The sequence below is a fragment of the Mucilaginibacter sp. SG564 genome, assembly GCF_013149275.1.
In the GTDB taxonomy this organism is placed as follows: domain Bacteria; phylum Bacteroidota; class Bacteroidia; order Sphingobacteriales; family Sphingobacteriaceae; genus Mucilaginibacter.
The window spans coordinates 169214-187085 of record NZ_JABGNA010000001.1; the positions used below are offsets into that span (position 1 = coordinate 169214).

Consider the following 17872-nt stretch of genomic DNA (forward strand, 5'->3'; position numbering starts at 1 on the left):
AATGACCGAGGTAAGATACAACTGGACTAAAGAAGAAATCGCTGAAATATACCATACCCCACTGCTTGACCTTGTTTACAAGGCCGCAACCATACACCGTGAAAATAAGGACTACGCCGAAGTGCAGATCAGCTCGCTGATCTCGATAAAAACCGGTGGCTGTTCTGAAGATTGCGCATATTGTCCGCAAGCAGCGCGTTACAATACCGGTGTTAATGTGCATGCCATTATGCCTAAGGATGAAGTGATTGCCGCGGCCGAAAAAGCCAAAGCCGGTGGTGCTTCACGCTTATGCATGGGTGCTGCCTGGCGCGAGGTACGCGATAACCGCGACTTTGACAAGGTGATAGATATGGTAAAAGCCGTGAATGCCCTGGATATGGAAGTTTGTTGTACCCTGGGTATGCTTACCGAAAGCCAGGCGCAACGTTTGGCCGATGCGGGCCTGTATGCCTACAACCACAACCTGGATACTTCTGAGGAAGATTATAAGCGTATCATCACCACCCGTACCTATGATGAGCGCCTGCAAACATTGGAGCATGTGCGTAAAGCAAAAATTACTGTGTGCAGCGGTGGCATTATCGGCCTGGGCGAAACGGTGGAAGATCGTATATCGATGTTGAAAACATTGTCAAACCTGCCTAAGCATCCGGAGTCAGTGCCAATCAACGCATTGGTGCCTGTACAAGGTACGCCACTGGCCGATCAGCCAAGGGTATCTGTTTGGGATATGGTACGTATGATAGCTACCACCCGTATCATTATGCCAAAAACGGTAGTACGCCTGTCAGCAGGCCGTACAGAAATGAGCGTAGTTGAACAGGCTTTCTGCTTTATGGCTGGTGCCAACTCTATTTTTGCCGGTGAGAAATTATTGACCACACCAAACCCATCATTTGATACCGATATGGCTATGTTTGAATTGCTGGGCTTGTCGCCACGTAAGGCATTCAAAAACGGCCGTCCTAATGCGGTTAAAGAAGAGGTTGAAGTAGCAGGGTAAGTCCTGTTATTCAAATACCATAAAAGAGAAAGAGCCGCAATTTGCGGCTCTTTCTCTTTTTATAAATAAAGCGTCATTGCGAGCGCAGCGTGGCAATCCCTAATTAGCAGAGCCGCTCCGTATGTCGGGGATTGCCACGCTGCGCTCGCAATGACGTTCAAGTAATATTGGAATAGGAGCGGGTATTAGTCCCTCATATTAATATACTGCAATGGCTGACCGAAATTATCACCACGGCAAAGGCTGATCACCGCCTGCAGATCGTCAATTTTTTTACCTTGCACACGCACCTGGTCGTCCATAATAGATGCTTGTACTTTAAGGCCGCTGTCTTTGATCTTTTTAACAATCTTTTTGGCTGTTTCTTTATCGATGCCTTCTTTCACTTTAATTTCCTTTCGGATCATGTTACCCGATGCATATTGTTCTTTACCAAAATCAAGGGCATTGGAGTCTAGATGTTGTTTCACCATACGGCTGATGATGGAATCCTGGATAGCTTTTAAACGCATATCATTTTCGGTAACAATGGTGATCTCGTTGGTTTTTTTATCCAGGTCGATGGTGCTTTTCGAGTCGTTAAAATCGTAACGGTTCAAAATTTCTTTTTTTGCGGTATTGATCGCGTTATCAAGCGTTTGTCCGTCTATCTTGCTTACTATATCAAATGTGGGCATAAGTAAATGTTTTTAGTTTTATAAGTGTGCACAAAACTAAGTAATTTATAGTTTATAGTGTATAGTTGTTGGTTTATGGATGATAGATCATGGTTCATTGTTAAGAATCAATAGTGTATTGAATTTGCCAATCTTTATGGTTAATATACAGCAATAAACTATGCTCCATCATCTATGAACCATGAATTACCACCTATGAACAGTACCCCATGAACTATGTGTGAATAAAAACTCGTTAAATACTAATGAGTTAATATTAAGTTAACAAATAAATAAGCAGTTTTGTAAAAGTGAGCCCCAGGGGGCAATTTATATGGATAAACAGGTTCCCTTAATAAACAGAGAGATAAGTTGGTTATATTTTAACGATAGGGTTTTGCAGGAAGCTGCCGACCCAACTGTTCCGCTAATTGAACGGGTAAGGTTTTTAGCCATATTTTCATCCAATCTTGACGAATTTTATCGTGTACGGGTAGCTACCATGAGCCGCCTGGCCAACCTGAATGAAAAATCGAAGGAAATACTGGGGTATAATCCCAAAAAGATCCTCAACCAGATCAAAAACCTGGTTGTAAAGCAGGAGCGCAAGTTCAATAACCTTTATGAAAACATCATTGTAAAGGAGCTCGCCGAAGAAAAGATCTTTTTGCTGAACGATAAACAGCTTAACGTAACCCGCGGCGCCTTCGTCAAAACCTATTTCAGGGAAAAGCTATTGGCAACGTTGGTGCCCATTATGCTGGATGATACCATGCCGCTACCCGAGCTGCGCGACAGGGCCATTTACTTTTTTGTAAAACTAACCAAGAACAATAAAACCAGGTTTGCCCTTATCGAGTTCCCGGATAACCTATCAAGGTTTGTAACCCTGCCCGAAACCAACAATCTGAAGTTTATTATCCTGCTGGATGATATCATCAGGTACAGTTTGGAAGACATATTCTTCATTTTTAACCACGATACTATCGAGGCTTATTCCTTACAGCTCACCCGTGATGCCGAGCTCGACCTGGATAAGGAAGTAAGTGAAAAATTCATCGATTCGCTGGCTAAAAGCCTGCAAAAACGCAAAAAGGGTAAGCCCATGCGTTTGCTGTATGATAGCGAAATGCCGTTGGATATGTTAAAATATCTGGTGAACAGGATGGGGCTGCACGGCGAAAGTTTAATACCCGGCAACAGGTATCATAACTTTAAAAATTTTATCTCGTTCCCTAACGTAGGCCGGCCCGAGCTGGAATATCCTAAGTATCCACCTTTACCTGTTGGTGATATCTCATTTGGTAAAAGTTTGATTGGTTTGATCGCCAAGCGCGATTACCTGGTGAGCACACCTTACCAGTCATATGATTATATCGTCCATTTTTTACGCGAAGCGGCTATTGACCCCAAAGTACGGGAAATTAGCATCGCGGTATACCGTTTGGCCGAAAACTCGCAGGTGATACACGCCCTTATCAACGCGGCCAAAAATGGCAAAAAGGTGAACTGCCTTGTAGAGCTTCGGGCGCGGTTTGATGAGCAGAACAACATTTTCTGGAGCAACAGGCTCGAAGAAGAGGGCGTTAATGTATTGTACGGCGTGGCTGGCTACAAAGTGCACTCCAAAATATGTTTGATTACCCGTATCGAAAAACGAAAACTGGCTTATTACGCTTGTCTGTCAACCGGTAATTTCAACGAGAAAACAGCACGTATCTATGCCGATCACACACTTTTTACGGCCAATCCAAAAATCACAGGCGATCTGGTAGTAGTGTTCAAGGCTTTATATAAAAACGCGTTGCCAAAAGGGCTTAAAAATCTGATCGTATCGCCCATTGATTCCCGGCCGGCTATTTATAAGCTGATCGATAACGAGATCAAGAATGCCAAGGCTGGTAAAAAGGCATACATGATACTAAAAATGAACAGCCTCGCCGATGAGGATTTGATCAATAAACTGTACCAGGCCAGCAATGCCGGTGTTAAGATCAGGATGATCGTTAGGGGGATGTGTTGCCTGATACCTGGCGTAAAAGGGTATAGTGACAATATCGAGGTGATCAGTATTGTTGATAAATACCTGGAGCATGCCCGGGTGCATATTTATTGCAATGGAGGCAGCGAGTTGCTGTACCTGACATCGGCCGATTTTATGAGCCGTAACATTGATAACCGTATTGAGGTAGGTTTCCCGGTGTATGATGAACAATTGCGCAAAGAGATCAGGGATATTATTGATATCCAGTTACATGATAATACTAAGGCCCGAGAAATAAACAGCCATAATAACAACAAGTACCACAAAACTCACTCCGCCGAGTCGCATCGTGCGCAGATTGAAATATATAATTATCTGAAAGCTAAAAATAAATAACAAATTGAGATACGCCGCTATAGACATAGGTTCAAACGCAGTAAGGCTGCTGATTGCTGATATTATTGAAAACAATGGTTCGGTTTCTTTTAAAAAGAATACGCTGATCAGGGTGCCTTTGCGCCTGGGCGATGACGCGTTTATACAGCACCATATTTCTGAACGTAAAACCAATGATCTTTTAAAGGCGATGCAGGCCTTCCGCAACCTGATGGATGTGTATAAGGTGACCGATTACCTGGCCTACGCCACATCGGCTATGCGTGAGGCCGAGAATGGAGAGGAGGTGGCTAAACTCATCAAACAGGAAGCAAATATCGATCTGGAAATCATCCATGGCTCGAAAGAAGCCAAAGTGATTTACGCAAGTCATGTTGATCAAAACATCGATAAAAGTAAAAACTACCTTTATATCGATGTAGGCGGTGGTAGTACCGAGCTTTCCTTGTTTTCTACAGGACAGCTCATGGCATCCAAATCGTTCAACATCGGTACCATCCGGATACTCGATAACCAGGATACCGAAGAAACCTGGAACGAGATGAAAGATTTTATACGTGAGCATACCCGTGGTTTTAAACAATTGTCAGGTATTGGCACCGGTGGTAACATCAACAAGCTATATAAACTCTCCGAAGAAGAGAACGAAGCACCACTGAGCTTTAATAAGCTTCGCCAGCTATATACTTATCTTACGTCCTTCTCCCTTAAAGACCGCATCAACGTGCTGGGCCTTAATCAGGACCGCGCCGATGTAATTATACCCGCCTGCGAAATATATCTTACCGTGATGAAAAATGCCGGTATTAAGAGTATTTATGTGCCCAGAGTAGGTATGGTTGATGGTATTATTCAATTACTTATCGAGAAGAATTTATAAAAACTTAACGTAAAATTATTTTTACAAATTTGTTTAGTAATTTAAAAACTCTTATTATATTTGTAGTGCCCTCTCAAGGGCATGTTTTTCATAGGTAGATGTAGGGTCGGGTACTTGTTATTCGACCCTTTTTTATGCCCGTAACTTTGGTAAGTTTGCGTTGTTGATGAAGGATTAATTATGAAGAAGAAGATCGTAGTTGCCATTACGGGTGCCAGCGGCGCAATTTACGCCCGCCTTTTGTTAGAAAAGCTAAGCCAGCTAAAAGACCAGATACAAGAAGTAGCCGTTGTGATGTCTGATAATGCCAAGGATGTTTGGCGTTTTGAGCTCGATAACGAGGATTTTAGCCAGTACGACTATCACTTTTACACCAAGAATGACTTTATGGCCCCCTTTGCCTCCGGATCGGCAAGGTTTGATACCATGGTTGTGGTTCCCTGCTCTATGGGCACGCTGGGCCGTATAGCTGCTGGGATCTCTGATGATCTGATCACCCGCGCCGCCGATGTGATACTTAAGGAGCGCCGCAAACTCATTCTGGTAGCCCGCGATACCCCTTTAAACCTTATCCAAATCCGCAATATGGAAACGGTGACCGAAGCGGGTGGCATAATTTGCCCGGCCATTCCTTCATATTACAGCAAACCCAAAACCATCGAAGAGCTGGCCATGACGGTAATAAACCGCGTCATTGACCTCATCGGCCTGGATAACGAAAGTTACCGCTGGAATGAAGGACAATAATAACTGTGATTACTAAGGCAGCTGATGCTTTTTATTCGTTCCGATATTCATCAGCACAACTGCGAGCAGGATCAGGATAACGCCTGCCCATTGTAAAAAGCTCACGGGCTCTTTTAGCAACAAATTTGCCATCAATACAGAAACCGGTATTTCTATAGATGAAATAATGGCTCCCAGTCCCATGCCCGTTAGCGGCATTCCTCTTGTGAATAGCAGCGGAGGAAGGATGGTCCCGAATAAAGAAAGGAGAAGACCCCACCGCAGGAATATCCCGCAGGAGAATTCGTGGTTGAGTGATGAATGGAAAATGAGTATGATCACGATCAATCCACCCAATATCATGTAAAGACTTCGTTTTAACGGAGGAGCATGAAGCTCTATATTTTTCGAAGAGTACATGGTTGCCGTATAGCAAAGCGCTGCCATTAGTCCCCAGCCAAATCCGGTCCAGTTGATACGCACAGATTGGCTATGCAAATGGGTAGCCAATACAGTGCCGGTCAGGATAATAACGATGGATATTATTTTACTTAAGCCGGGCGATTTTTTATGCAGGATTGTTTCTACAATAACACCCATCCACACGGTTTGCATCAGCAACACAATAGCAACACTTACCGGTACGTATTGTACGGAGAAATAGTAAAAAGCGCTGGTCAGCCCCAATGATGTCCCCGCTATGATCAGCTTAAATACACCCTTTATGCCTGTCGATTTTGTTGCCGGTGCAGGCTCCCGTTTACGCAGTAAGGTTAAAATAAATAACCCTGCGACGCCAAGCATGTACTGCGAAAGTGTTACCTCGGCGGTGCTGAATCCTTCACGGTAGGCCATTTTTACAAAGGTTGCCAGCATTCCGTAACTTGCAGCGCCCAGCGCAATGAGAATGCTCCCTTTGAATACATTGTTTTTCATTTACACCAGTTCCCTCTCTATCAAGTCTCTGATATCCTGGTGCGATGTATCAATGGATGTTTTAGCTTTCTCCGGCCCGTAGGATAACCCGTTAATAGTGATTATGTGGATATTGCTGATGCCTATGATATTAAATACTGTTTTTAAATAGGTGCTCTGGAAATCCATGTACTCGTTATAATCTCCCTTGCCGTATCCAGGTTCGCCTCTTGAAAGCAAAAGAAACAGCGTTTTATTTTCAAGTAGTCCGGTATAAGGGTTCTGTACATCGGCCCGGTTAAAGGTAAAAGTCTCATTCACCCTTATAATCTGGTCGATATAGGCCTTAAGCACGCTGGGGATTGACCAGTTGTACATGGGCGAGCCTAATACAATCACATCAGTTTCCTTTAACTCGGCAATGTAGGTATCGCTTGTTTTTAATGTTTCCATTTCCTCGGCCAACCTCGCCGCTTCAGGCTTAAAAGCCGCGGCTATCCAGTTTTCGTTCATGTGGGGTACATCGATGTTCCCCAATTCCCGGGTGGTAATCATGGCATCACCATGGATGCTTGTCCAATGATCGATAAATACTTCTGTCAGTTTTCTGCTTTGCGATCTGAGCGCCCGGGCACTTGAATTGATGACTAATACTTTTTTCATTTCGATAATTTTATACAAAAGTATTGGGCTGTTGGGTTATATTTGTATGCCAATTTTTATAAAAACTACAGCCCAGATGTTGCCTTACAAATCATTGATCCTGGTTGAGCGAAATGCCTCCGTAGCGTTACATATCCAGGTGTGTAATAGTTTTATAGCGTTGATCACTAATGGCACGCTGCAGCCCGCTGATTTATTACCGAGTTCGAGGATATTGGCAGATCTGATCGGCATCAACAGAAATACGGTAAAACTGGCTTATGAAGAACTGATCAGCCAGGGTTGGGCCGAATCTATGGAGCGCAAGGGCGTGTTTGTACTTTCCAAGCTTCCTATACGTCGTTCCAAAACAGTATTACCCGAGGAGGAAAAAAACAATACTTCCAAAGAATCTTTCTCATGGAAAAAGCTGGGGAAGACTGCACCCAATGAAAATTTACAACAACAAACCATGTTGGCCATTGACGACGGTTTCCCTGATGTACGTTTGGCTCCTGTAGATGTATTGATGAGAGAATACCGGAGCCTTTCCCGACGGTTTCACGGCCGCAATTTTTTGAAGTACGGTAGTGCCATGGGGTCGGAACACCTTCGCCATTCTATTTGCAATTACCTTTCCCATAGCCGGGGTCTGATTGTCGCTGCCGAAAATATACTCATTACCAAGGGCAGCCAGATGGGCATCTATTTAGCCGCGCAATTGCTGCTCAATAACGGCGATAACATTGCGGTAGGTATTTCAAACTATAGCTCCGCCGATGAGACCTTTAAATACGCAGGCGCCAACCTGTTACGGATATCGGTTGATGATAATGGAATGGATGTAGATGAGCTGGAAGTGGTTTTACAGCACAAAAAAATAAAGGCGGTATATATTATTCCGCACCATCATTTCCCTACAACGGTAACCATGAGCATGGAACGCAGGTTAAAACTATTGAACTTGGCCCGGGAATACCATTTCGCCATTATTGAGGATGATTATGATTTTGATTTCCATTACGATAATAAACCTTATCTGCCGCTGGCTGGTATCGACCATAATCATAATGTGATTTATATCGGCTCTATCTCCAAAACGTTTGCCCCGGCTTTACGTATCGGATTTATGACGGGGCCGGTAGCTTTTGTGGAAGATGGGACATCATTACGGCAACTGATAGACAAACAAGGCGATACCCTATTGGAAGAAGCATTCGCGGTACTGTTTGATGATGGAGAAATGGAGAGGCATTTCCGCAAATCATTAAAAATTTATAAGCAGCGCAGGAACTTGTTTTGCGATATACTCCAATCCGATTTTAAAAACGTAATACAATTCAAGATCCCGGAAGGAGGGCTTGGCGTGTGGACAGTTTTTGATGAAAAGATTGACATGACCAAAATGTCACAAGAAGCCTCCAAAAAAGGGCTTTACATTGGCAATGGTAGTTTTTATAAGAACGAATCTTTTGCGGCCAATGCCCTGCGGATGGGCTTTGCCTCGCTAAAAGAAAATGAAATGATAGAAGCCCTCGGCATCCTGAAAACGATAATTCGCTGAGTTTGCTGGGCCACCCTTTATCTGCTAACTGGCATATTTAACACCCGTATCATCGGAGTAACTTTGTGGTAAATAAATCATAAAGACATGCAAACACGAATTAAAATTGACAAAATAGAGCCGGCAGGATACAGGGCAATTCTTGGCCTCGAAAAGTTCATTGAAAGCACATCGTTAACAAGAACGCATAAAGACCTGATCAAGATCAGATCGTCACAAATAAACGGATGTGCTTTTTGTATCAATATGCACACTTTGGATGCCCGTAAAGCCGGCGAAACAGAACAGCGTATATATGGCCTTAACGCCTGGCGCGATACCCCATTTTTCTCAGAAGAAGAACGCGCGATATTGGCCCTCACCGAAGAAGTTACCCTGATCAGCAACCATGTAAAGGATGAAACTTACGAGCAGGCAGCCAAATTATTGGATGAAACCTACCTGGCACAGGTGATCCTGGCTATTATCACCATTAACACCTGGAACAGGATCGGCATCACCACTAACTTAATACCGGCATAATTCTGCCATATAATGACGATGAAAGCCCTCTTATTGGAGGGCTTTTTTTTCTTTATCCGCTGCTGTCTTGAAGGCAGATAAAAACAGATATAGTGCTATGCCTTCTTCCGGGGATAATTTAATTACAATAAAGACTTTATAAACACCATCGGGGTTAAAGATTTTACTTCTGCGGAGTATCGGTAAGTTGATGGTAATGTATGAAGGGGGGCACCATTACTCCATAAATCACTAATTCAATAATTAATGCATTGTCATAACTCAATAATTCATTAACTCACTAAATCAATAATTAACTATCTTTGCGCCTTTTAGGATGAATAAGAAAGTTGCCTTTTATACGCTGGGCTGTAAGCTCAACTATTCGGAAACCTCGTCTATAGGTCGCCTGTTTAACCAGGCCGGCTACGATACGGTGGAGTTTACGAATACCCCCGATGTTTTTGTGATCAACACCTGTTCGGTTACCGAAAACGCGGATAAAAAGTGCAAGAAGATTGTTAAGGAAGCGCTTAAAATATCGCCAAACGCTTATGTAACCATTGTTGGTTGCTACGCTCAGCTAAAACCCCAGGAAATAGCCGAAATACCGGGTGTGGACATGGTACTGGGCGCTGCCGAAAAATTCCAGATCATTGATCACATCACCGATCTCACCAAAAAGCCTAAGGCGGTAGTATATAACCAGCCCGTAAGTGAGGCTAACGAGTTTGTACCCGCTTATTCTTTTGGCGATCGTACCCGTACATTTTTAAAAGTTCAGGATGGTTGCGATTACTCCTGTACCTTTTGTACTATACCATTGGCCCGTGGCAGCAGCCGCAGTGATACTATCGAAAATGTGCTGGAGCAGGCCCGCCAGATAGCCGCATCGGGCGTAAAAGAAATTGTACTGACCGGTGTAAACCTGGGCGATTTTGGCATCAGGAATGGCAAACGTGAAGATAAATTCTTCGACCTGGTACAAGCCCTGGACGAAGTAGAAGGGATAGATCGTTTCCGGATCTCATCTATAGAACCCAACCTGCTAACCGACGAAATTATTGCCTTTGTGGCTACTTCCAAACGTTTTGTGCCGCATTTTCATATCCCGCTTCAGTCAGGTTCAGATAAAATACTGGGACTGATGCGCCGTCGCTATAAACGCGATCTGTATATAAACAGGGTAGCCAAGATCAAAGAACTGATGCCGGATTGCTGTATCGGGGTAGATGTGATTGTTGGTTTCCCCGGTGAAACCCGTGAAGATTTTGTGGAGACCTATAATTTTCTGAATGAGCTAAACGTTTCATATCTGCATGTGTTTACCTACTCGGAGCGGGAAAATACCCTGGCCAGCCAGATGACCGGCGCTGTACCGGGTTCGGCCCGTGGCGAGCGCAGTAAAATGCTGCATATCCTGTCTGACAAAAAACGCCGGGCATTTTATGAAAGCCAGATAGGTAAAACAGAAGAAGTTTTATTTGAAGGGGATATCAAAGAGGGCTATATGCATGGTTTCACCCGTAACTATGTAAAAGTACGCACCAAGTATGACCCCGTGCTGATCAACGAATTGAAAAAGGTACACTTAACAAATATTTCACCTGATGGTGATGTCGATATAACAGAAAGCGAAGAAATATTAGTGCATTAAAATACTATATTCGCTTCAAACTATAACCTATGTTTCCAACCATTACATCGCTTCTTCAGTATCTTTTCGGTATAAATATCCCTTTGCCTGTTCAAACCTTCGGGTTTTTTGTAGCCATTGCTTTTATGGGTGCCTATTGGGCCTTTGCACAGGAATTTAAGCGGAAGGAGAAATTAGGCATCATTCATTCGTTTAAAAAAACGGTTACTGTAGGCAAACCAGCCTCGGTTAATGAATTAGTAGGAAATGGTGTCTTTGGCTTTGTTTTAGGCTATAAACTGGTTGATTGCATATTGAATTACCGCATGCTTTTAGACAGCCCGCAGGATTTTTTATTATCCTTACGCGGCAGTTGGATAGGCGGAATTATTGGGGCCGCGGCATTTGCTTATTGGGCTTATCATGAGGCCGAGAAACAAAAACAACCCAAGCCAGTAACCAAAGAGGTAACCGTGCATCCACATGAGCTCATGGGTAATATTTTGCTATGGGCTGCGATTTTTGGTTTTGCCGGAGCTAAGCTATTTAACGCGCTGGAAAACTGGGGCGAATTCATGAAAGACCCTGTAGGTATGTTGGTTGGCTTCAGCGGACTTACCTTTTATGGTGGTTTAATATGCGGCGGTGGCGCCGTGCTTTATATCGCCAATAAACATAATATTAAGCCGCTGGATATGCTGGATATCGGCGGACCGGGTATGATGCTGGCTTACGCCTTAGGCAGGGTAGGCTGCCAAATGTCTGGTGATGGAGATTGGGGGATAACCAATACCGCCCCAAAACCGGGCTGGCTGAGCTGGGCCCCTGATTGGATGTGGGCCTTTAAATTTCCGCATAATGTGAATGATGAAGGTGTGGCTATTCCGGGTTGTGTGGGCAAATTTTGCCATGAATTGGCTTACCCTGTTTATCCTACATCGTTTTATGAAGTGATTGTTTGCTTGCTGCTATTTTGGCTTTTGTGGAGCATCCGCGACCGTATAAAGCGTGCAGGCGTTATGTTTGGCATCTATATGATATTAGCCGGTGTTGAACGCTTTTTTATTGAATTGATACGGGTAAATACAAAATACCATGTTGCCGGTATCAGCTTTACCCAGGCCGAATTTATTTCGTTGCTGATGGTTGTTGGCGGAGCCATTTTGATTGTGAATGGGTTAAATAAGGATAAAAAATCAGCTGTTTTAAAGCATGGCTAATACTAAGCGAGCCAACAAATTACTGGACAACCAGGTATTCAGATTTGTTATTTCTGCAGGGGCAGGTTTTTTAGTTGATGTCTCTGCCTTTTACTTATTTTACCATAACTTATTGGTGAGGCATACTTACCAGATATTTTCATTCACGGTTCGTAATTCTACTCTATCCCTGGCACTGTCGTTTTTTATGGGTGTGATTGTGAATTTCCTGATAACCAGGTATATGGTTTTTACGGAGTCGAAGCTATCAGCTTATAAGCAGTTTATTCGCTTTGCATCCGTGGCTTGTCTTGGCTTTTTCGCCAATTTAGCGGTCATCAAAATACTGATACAGGACTTTGGCATATATCCGCCGGTGGCCCGGATAGGAGCCGCGTTAAGCTTGTTCTTCGCGAGCTTTTTTGTACATAAAGCATTTTCATTCAGCTTATCATTACGCAAACATGCAACTCAAAAACATAACTGAACAAGTAATTGAGGTTTCAAAACAAGCCGGGGATTTTATAAGACAGGAGCGTAAAACCTTTAACGCTGATAAAATTGAATACAAAGGCTTGAACGACCTGGTATCCTACGTAGATAAAACTGCCGAAAAACTGATTGTTGAAGGTCTGAAAAAGATATTACCCGAGGCGGGCTTTATTACCGAAGAAAAAACTACAACCACCGTTGGCGAAAGATATAACTGGATCATCGACCCTTTGGATGGTACCACCAATTTTATACATGGCATACCTTCATTTTCGGTAAGTATAGCACTTAAAGAATATGATGAACTGGTGGCTGGTGTAGTATACGAAGTGAACCTTGACGAATGCTTTTATGCCTGGAAAGATGGCCCTGCCTATTTTAACGGTACCGAGATCAGGGTGAGTAATAATCAAACCGTAGCTAACAGCTTATTAGCAACCGGGTTCCCATATTATGATTTTGGAAAACAAGACGCTTATATAGCCCTGTTTGCCGATTTGATGAAGAATTGCCATGGCCTAAGACGTTTAGGCTCTGCCGCTGTCGACCTGGTTTACACGGCCTGTGGCAGGTTTGATGCTTTTTACGAATACAACTTAAACTCCTGGGATGTGGCTGCCGGTATAGTTATCGTAAGGCAGGCCGGGGGCGAAGTAGTAACCTTTAGCGGTGGCAGCGATGTACTGGAAGCAAGAGAAGTGGTGGCAACTAACGGAAAAATAACAGGGGAATTGGTGCAGTATATCCAGAAATATTTCGTTTAGGATTTCACTGAAATAAAAAAGATTTCACGATCTCAATTGGATTAACAATATGAGATCTGTGAAATCTTAAATAATCTGTGTAATTAAATATTTATAGCGCTTCTGATACCACTTCGGTAACTTCAGGAACCATACGTTTCAACAGGTTTTCGATACCGGCTTTCAGGGTAACAGTTGATGAAGGGCAACCACTGCATGAACCACGCAGTTCAACGGTAACCACGCCTTCGTTAAATGAACGGTATGAAATAGCGCCGCCATCTTGTTCAACAGCCGGGCGAACGTAGTCATGTAATATCTGTTGTATTTTTACTTCGGTTTCAGAACCTTCAAAGTTTGCTGCTTCAGTTTCTTCCTCTAATTGTATTTTGAGTTCAGATTCAACCGCGCCTTTTACAAACTCTTTCATAATAGGCTCTACATCATCCCATTCGCTGCCTTCGGTTTTAGTAATGGTAACAAAATTACTGGCGAAGAAAACACCATTAACAAAAGAGAATTTATATAACTCTTTAGCAAAAGGCGACTTTTCTGCACTTTCTTTTGTGGCGTAATCGGCACTGCCATTAATAAGCAACTTGTTCACAATGAACTTCATGGTTGCCGGGTTTGGCGTTAACTCTGTATATACGTTGATATTCATTTCTTCTGCTATTTTTAATAAATCTTAATTAACAAATTTAAGTAGCTTTTTGATTTAAAGTTAGCTATTAATTAGTTATGACACATAAATGATAGACGTGAAAATATGCAGACGTGAAAATGTGCAGATATGCAAATGATTAAGGTTTTAAATGTCTTATAATCTGCACATCTGAAATCCGCACATCTGCACATCAGATTCCCGTATAATTTGACGGTGTTATCTGTTTTAATTCCTGTTTAATAGCGTCATTTACATTTAACGTATCAACAAAGGCTGCTATTGTTTGCCCGTTAATTTGTTGATTGGTTCTGGTAAGGTCTTTTAAAGCTTCGTATGGATTAGGATAGCCCTCGCGTCTTAAAATGGTTTGTATGGCTTCTGCCACAACCGGCCAGTTAGCTTCCAGATCGGCATTAATGGCATCCTGGTTCAACAGTAGTTTACCTAAACCTTTTATGGTTGATTTGATAGCGATCAGTGTATGCGCCAAAGGAACGCCGATATTCCGAAGAACGGTTGAATCGGTAAGGTCGCGTTGTAACCTGGAAACCGGCAATTTAGCGGCCAAGTGTTCAAATAAAGCATTGGCAATGCCCAGGTTACCTTCCGAGTTTTCAAAGTCGATGGGATTAACCTTATGTGGCATGGCCGATGAGCCCACTTCGCCTGCTTTTATCTTTTGTTTAAAATAGTTCATGGATATGTAGGTCCACATATCGCGGTCCAGATCCATGATAATGTTATTGATCCTTTTCAGGGCGTCGCAATGTGCCGCGAAATTGTCATAATGCTCTATCTGCGTAGTGAATTGCGAGCGGTTAAGGCCTAATATATCGTTAACAAAGTGGTTACCAAAAGCTTTCCAGTCGTTTGATGGATAGGCTATATGGTGGGCATTAAAATTGCCCGTAGCGCCACCAAACTTGGCCGAATAAGGAACGGTAGTCAATAATTCGAGCTGAGCCTCCAAACGTTCCACAAAAACCTGGATTTCTTTACCCAGGCGTGTTGGCGAAGCCGGTTGTCCGTGCGTGTGGGCCAGCATAGGTACCTGCTCCCATTCGCGCGCGTAGTTTTTCAGCGTATTAACCAGTTCTTGAATAGCGGGGTAGTAGGTGTTATTTACCGCCAGTTTAAAGGTGTAAGGTATGGCTGTATTGTTAATATCCTGGGAGGTAAGGCCAAAATGGATGAACTCCTTATAAGGTTCAAGTCCGCCTAATTTATCAAATTCTTTTTTTATAAAATACTCAACCGCTTTTACATCGTGATTGGTAGTTTTCTCAATCTCTTTGATGCTTTCGGCATCGGCCTCGCTGAAGTTTTTATAGATATCGCGTAACTTTTCAACCACACCGGCATCAAAATGTTGTAATTGAGGTAGATTGATTTCCGTTAAGGCAATAAAATACTCTATCTCAACAAATACGCGGTATTTAATCAGGGCGTATTCCGAAAAATAATTGGCAAGTTCAGCGGTCGTATTACGGTAGCGGCCATCAATAGGCGAAATTGCTGAAAGCGGAGAAAACGTCATGTTCTTTAAAATTTTGGCAAAGGTAAGAAAATAGACGCGCAGATGCTCCATATGTCGAGGGGTAAATGGAGGCTCTAAAATATTTATGATCCGATGTCCTGTTTTAGGATTATCAATTGTTATAAACTAAAAGTAATAAGGTATTCAAATTAAATAGCATGATATCAGTATGTTAAAGTACTTTGTCAGGTAATTGTATTTTCTAACGGAAACTTTGAAATCAAAAAATGTTTCCTTAGTTTTGACCCGGAAAGTCAATGAGTCAAACAGAAAGAATATTACGCGGAAGCCTGGAACTGTTTTTAAGGGCAGGGATCAAGAGTATTACGATGGATGATATAGCCAGGCATATAGGCATGTCAAAAAAAACCATATACCAGTTCTTTAAAGACAAAAACGAATTGGTTACCGCGGTACTTAAAGCTCAGTTGAAAGAAGATGAAGAGCAAATCAACGATATCATCGGTAAATCAAACGATGTAATAGAAGCGATGATCAATATGATGAAATGCTCCGAAGAAATATTTGCGGAGATGAACCCTACCGCGGTGCATGATATGCAAAAATATCATCCTGAAGCCTGGGCCGAATTTCAAAAGTTTAAAGCCGAAGTATTGATCAGTACCCTGGAGGAGCTTTTAACAAAAGGAATGAAGCAAGGTTACATCCGTCAGGATATCGACGTAAAAATAATGGCAAGGATGCGGGTGAGCCAGATAGAGCTGGGTTTCAATACCGAAATTTTTCCAATTGGAGAGTTTAATACCTGGAAGGTACAGGTACAGTTCGAAGAGCATTTTAATTACGGCGTGTGCACCCTTAAAGGATACAAGTTGCTAAACCAATATAAAAACATACACGAAGAATAAAATTATCACCCGGCAGGTTACCGGTAAACGGTATAATCTTTAAACAAATAAGAATAAAACAGAATAATAACCCCAACCATACTATATAAAAATGAAATATTTACTTTTTACGGCAACAGTGTTTTGCGCCATAGCTTTTAAAAGTTATGCGCAAGAGGCGCCACCTAATAACCAATCCTTCAACTTTAGTATACAGGACTGTATAAATTATGCCTATGAGCATCAGGATTCTGTTGTAAACGCCGGGCTTGATGTTAAAAGCGCGGAATATAAGGTTAAAGAAACAAGAGGTATAGGTTTACCCCAGATAAGCGGAACGGCTAATTTTCAGGATTATTTGAAAATCCCGACAACCCTGCTGCCCGGCGAAGTATTTGGTCAGCCTGCTGGTACTTTTATTCCGGTAAAGTTTGGGGTTAAATACCAGTCAAGTATTGGTGCAACTGCTGATCAGATACTTTTTGATGGTAGTTATCTGGTGGGTTTAAAAGCATCTAAAACTTATAAAGAACTTTCATTGAAGACTCTGACCCGTAATAAGATCCAAATTAGCGTATCGGTGACCAAGGCCTACTATCAGGTGCTGGTGAGCAATGAACAGTTAAGATTAACAGATGCCAATCTTAAACAATTAAAGCAGCAATATGATGAAACGGTAGCGCAAAACAAACAGGGTACCGTTGAAAAGATAGACGTAGACCGTATAGCGGTTCAGTATAATAACTTAGTAACCACCCGCGAAAATACTATTCGCTCACTCGCCTTAAATTACCAGGTTTTAAAATTTCAAATGGGAATGCCTATAGAAAGCGCGCTTTCTTTAAAGGATAAGTTGGAGGATATTAAACTGGACGATACCGCCGATCTGGCAGCCGATACCTCATTTTACCATAACCGCATTGAGTATAGCTTATCAGAAACAAATATAGCCCTGAAGAAGCTTGATCTGAAGCGCCAGCAATCACAGTATTTACCAACACTAAAGGCCAATGCATCTTATACGTCATCTTACCAGAATAATAATTTTGGTAACTTGTATAAAATGAATTTTCCATCCAGCTACATCGGGCTTACACTCAATGTTCCCATATTTAATGGATGGCAGCGCTTAAACCAGGTAAGGCAATCAAAAATCGCGGTTTTAAAATCACAGAATGATTTAGAGAATTCAAAAAACGGACTAAAACTGGAAGCTAATAAAGCCAATGTTGCCTATGTTAATGGACTGCAAAGCCTCAATAACCAAAAAAGGAACCGGGAATTGGCCGAAGAGGTATTACGTGTTTCTAAAATAAAATATCAGCAAGGGGTTGGTTCAAGCATCGAGGTAACACAGGCCCAAACATCTCTTGATGATGCAAATGATAAATATATACAGGGACTCTACGATGCCTTAATAAGCAAAGTTGACCTGGATAAGGCATATGGCCGCATTAAATAAACAATTACTAAACCTACT

Annotated in this window: 17 protein-coding genes; 12 read left to right on the forward strand and 5 right to left on the reverse strand. The window is 42.4% G+C overall.

Annotated elements, in window-relative coordinates; translation table 11 throughout:
• Position 1: 1 nt before the first annotated feature.
• Positions 2 to 1006, forward strand: coding sequence for a biotin synthase BioB (bioB, locus tag FHW89_RS00625; RefSeq protein ID WP_172333079.1), 1005 nt, complete (start codon positions 2 to 4; stop codon positions 1004 to 1006).
• A gap of 185 nt (positions 1007 to 1191) precedes the next feature.
• Here the strand turns inward: bioB and FHW89_RS00630 are convergent, their stop codons facing one another.
• On the reverse strand, positions 1192 to 1683 hold the full coding sequence (locus FHW89_RS00630) for a YajQ family cyclic di-GMP-binding protein (protein WP_172333080.1): 492 nt from the start codon (positions 1681 to 1683) through the stop codon (positions 1192 to 1194).
• Positions 1684 to 1996: 313 nt separating this feature from the next.
• Here FHW89_RS00630 and ppk1 point away from each other — a divergent pair, with 313 nt between their 5' ends.
• The 3 genes from ppk1 (at position 1997) to FHW89_RS00645 (ending at position 5669) form a co-directional block, all read left to right on the forward strand.
• Positions 1997 to 4042 carry a polyphosphate kinase 1 gene (ppk1, locus tag FHW89_RS00635; RefSeq protein WP_172333081.1) on the forward strand — a complete coding sequence of 682 codons (2046 nt, stop codon included), beginning with the start codon at positions 1997 to 1999 and terminating at the stop codon, positions 4040 to 4042.
• Positions 4043 to 4046: 4 nt separating this feature from the next.
• Positions 4047 to 4922 carry an ethanolamine ammonia-lyase reactivating factor EutA gene (locus FHW89_RS00640; protein WP_172333082.1) on the forward strand — a complete coding sequence of 292 codons (876 nt, stop codon included), beginning with the start codon at positions 4047 to 4049 and terminating at the stop codon, positions 4920 to 4922.
• 180 nt (positions 4923 to 5102) lie between these two features.
• Positions 5103 to 5669, forward strand: coding sequence for a UbiX family flavin prenyltransferase (locus FHW89_RS00645; RefSeq protein ID WP_172333083.1), 567 nt, complete (start codon positions 5103 to 5105; stop codon positions 5667 to 5669).
• A 12-nt stretch (positions 5670 to 5681) separates the two neighbouring features.
• Here the strand turns inward: FHW89_RS00645 and FHW89_RS00650 are convergent, their stop codons facing one another.
• Both FHW89_RS00650 and FHW89_RS00655 read right to left on the reverse strand, forming a co-directional pair.
• Positions 5682 to 6584: a DMT family transporter gene (locus tag FHW89_RS00650; protein WP_172333084.1), complete on the reverse strand. Its 903-nt coding sequence runs from the start codon at positions 6582 to 6584 to the stop codon at positions 5682 to 5684.
• On the reverse strand, positions 6585 to 7226 hold the full coding sequence (locus FHW89_RS00655; RefSeq protein ID WP_172333085.1) for an FMN-dependent NADH-azoreductase: 642 nt from the start codon (positions 7224 to 7226) through the stop codon (positions 6585 to 6587).
• Positions 7227 to 7272: 46 nt separating this feature from the next.
• On the opposite strand from FHW89_RS00655, the gene FHW89_RS00660 reads away from it, so the two are divergent.
• The 6 genes from FHW89_RS00660 (at position 7273) to FHW89_RS00685 (ending at position 13361) form a co-directional block, all read left to right on the forward strand.
• On the forward strand, positions 7273 to 8769 hold the full coding sequence (locus FHW89_RS00660; RefSeq protein ID WP_172333086.1) for a PLP-dependent aminotransferase family protein: 1497 nt from the start codon (positions 7273 to 7275) through the stop codon (positions 8767 to 8769).
• 87 nt (positions 8770 to 8856) lie between these two features.
• Positions 8857 to 9291 carry a carboxymuconolactone decarboxylase family protein gene (locus tag FHW89_RS00665; RefSeq protein ID WP_172333087.1) on the forward strand — a complete coding sequence of 145 codons (435 nt, stop codon included), beginning with the start codon at positions 8857 to 8859 and terminating at the stop codon, positions 9289 to 9291.
• Positions 9292 to 9607: 316 nt separating this feature from the next.
• Positions 9608 to 10927 carry a tRNA (N(6)-L-threonylcarbamoyladenosine(37)-C(2))-methylthiotransferase MtaB gene (gene mtaB / locus FHW89_RS00670; protein ID WP_172333088.1) on the forward strand — a complete coding sequence of 440 codons (1320 nt, stop codon included), beginning with the start codon at positions 9608 to 9610 and terminating at the stop codon, positions 10925 to 10927.
• A gap of 29 nt (positions 10928 to 10956) precedes the next feature.
• Complete coding sequence (locus FHW89_RS00675) at positions 10957 to 12126, forward strand: prolipoprotein diacylglyceryl transferase (protein ID WP_172333089.1); 1170 nt, start codon at positions 10957 to 10959, stop codon at positions 12124 to 12126.
• Complete coding sequence (locus tag FHW89_RS00680) at positions 12119 to 12592, forward strand: GtrA family protein (protein ID WP_172333090.1); 474 nt, start codon at positions 12119 to 12121, stop codon at positions 12590 to 12592. Before FHW89_RS00675 ends, FHW89_RS00680 begins: the two co-directional genes overlap by 8 nt.
• Positions 12570 to 13361 (forward strand): inositol monophosphatase family protein, encoded by a 792-nt coding sequence (locus FHW89_RS00685; RefSeq protein ID WP_172333091.1) that lies wholly within the window; start codon positions 12570 to 12572, stop codon positions 13359 to 13361. The genes FHW89_RS00680 and FHW89_RS00685 overlap by 23 nt, the downstream gene beginning before the upstream one ends.
• 91 nt (positions 13362 to 13452) lie before the next feature.
• Here FHW89_RS00685 and FHW89_RS00690 read toward each other — a convergent pair whose 3' ends face one another.
• Together FHW89_RS00690 and purB are read right to left on the reverse strand one after the other, a co-directional pair.
• Positions 13453 to 14004 (reverse strand): NifU family protein, encoded by a 552-nt coding sequence (locus FHW89_RS00690; RefSeq protein ID WP_172333092.1) that lies wholly within the window; start codon positions 14002 to 14004, stop codon positions 13453 to 13455.
• Between the two features lie 193 nt (positions 14005 to 14197).
• A complete protein-coding gene (gene purB, locus FHW89_RS00695) occupies positions 14198 to 15544 on the reverse strand; it encodes an adenylosuccinate lyase (protein ID WP_172333093.1) in 1347 nt (448 codons plus the stop codon).
• A 257-nt stretch (positions 15545 to 15801) separates the two neighbouring features.
• Here purB and FHW89_RS00700 point away from each other — a divergent pair, with 257 nt between their 5' ends.
• Together FHW89_RS00700 and FHW89_RS00705 are read left to right on the forward strand one after the other, a co-directional pair.
• Positions 15802 to 16413, forward strand: a complete 612-nt coding sequence (locus FHW89_RS00700; protein WP_172333094.1) for a TetR/AcrR family transcriptional regulator — start codon at positions 15802 to 15804, stop codon at positions 16411 to 16413.
• Positions 16414 to 16504: 91 nt separating this feature from the next.
• Positions 16505 to 17854, forward strand: coding sequence for a TolC family protein (locus FHW89_RS00705; protein ID WP_172333095.1), 1350 nt, complete (start codon positions 16505 to 16507; stop codon positions 17852 to 17854).
• Positions 17855 to 17872 lie beyond the last annotated feature (18 nt).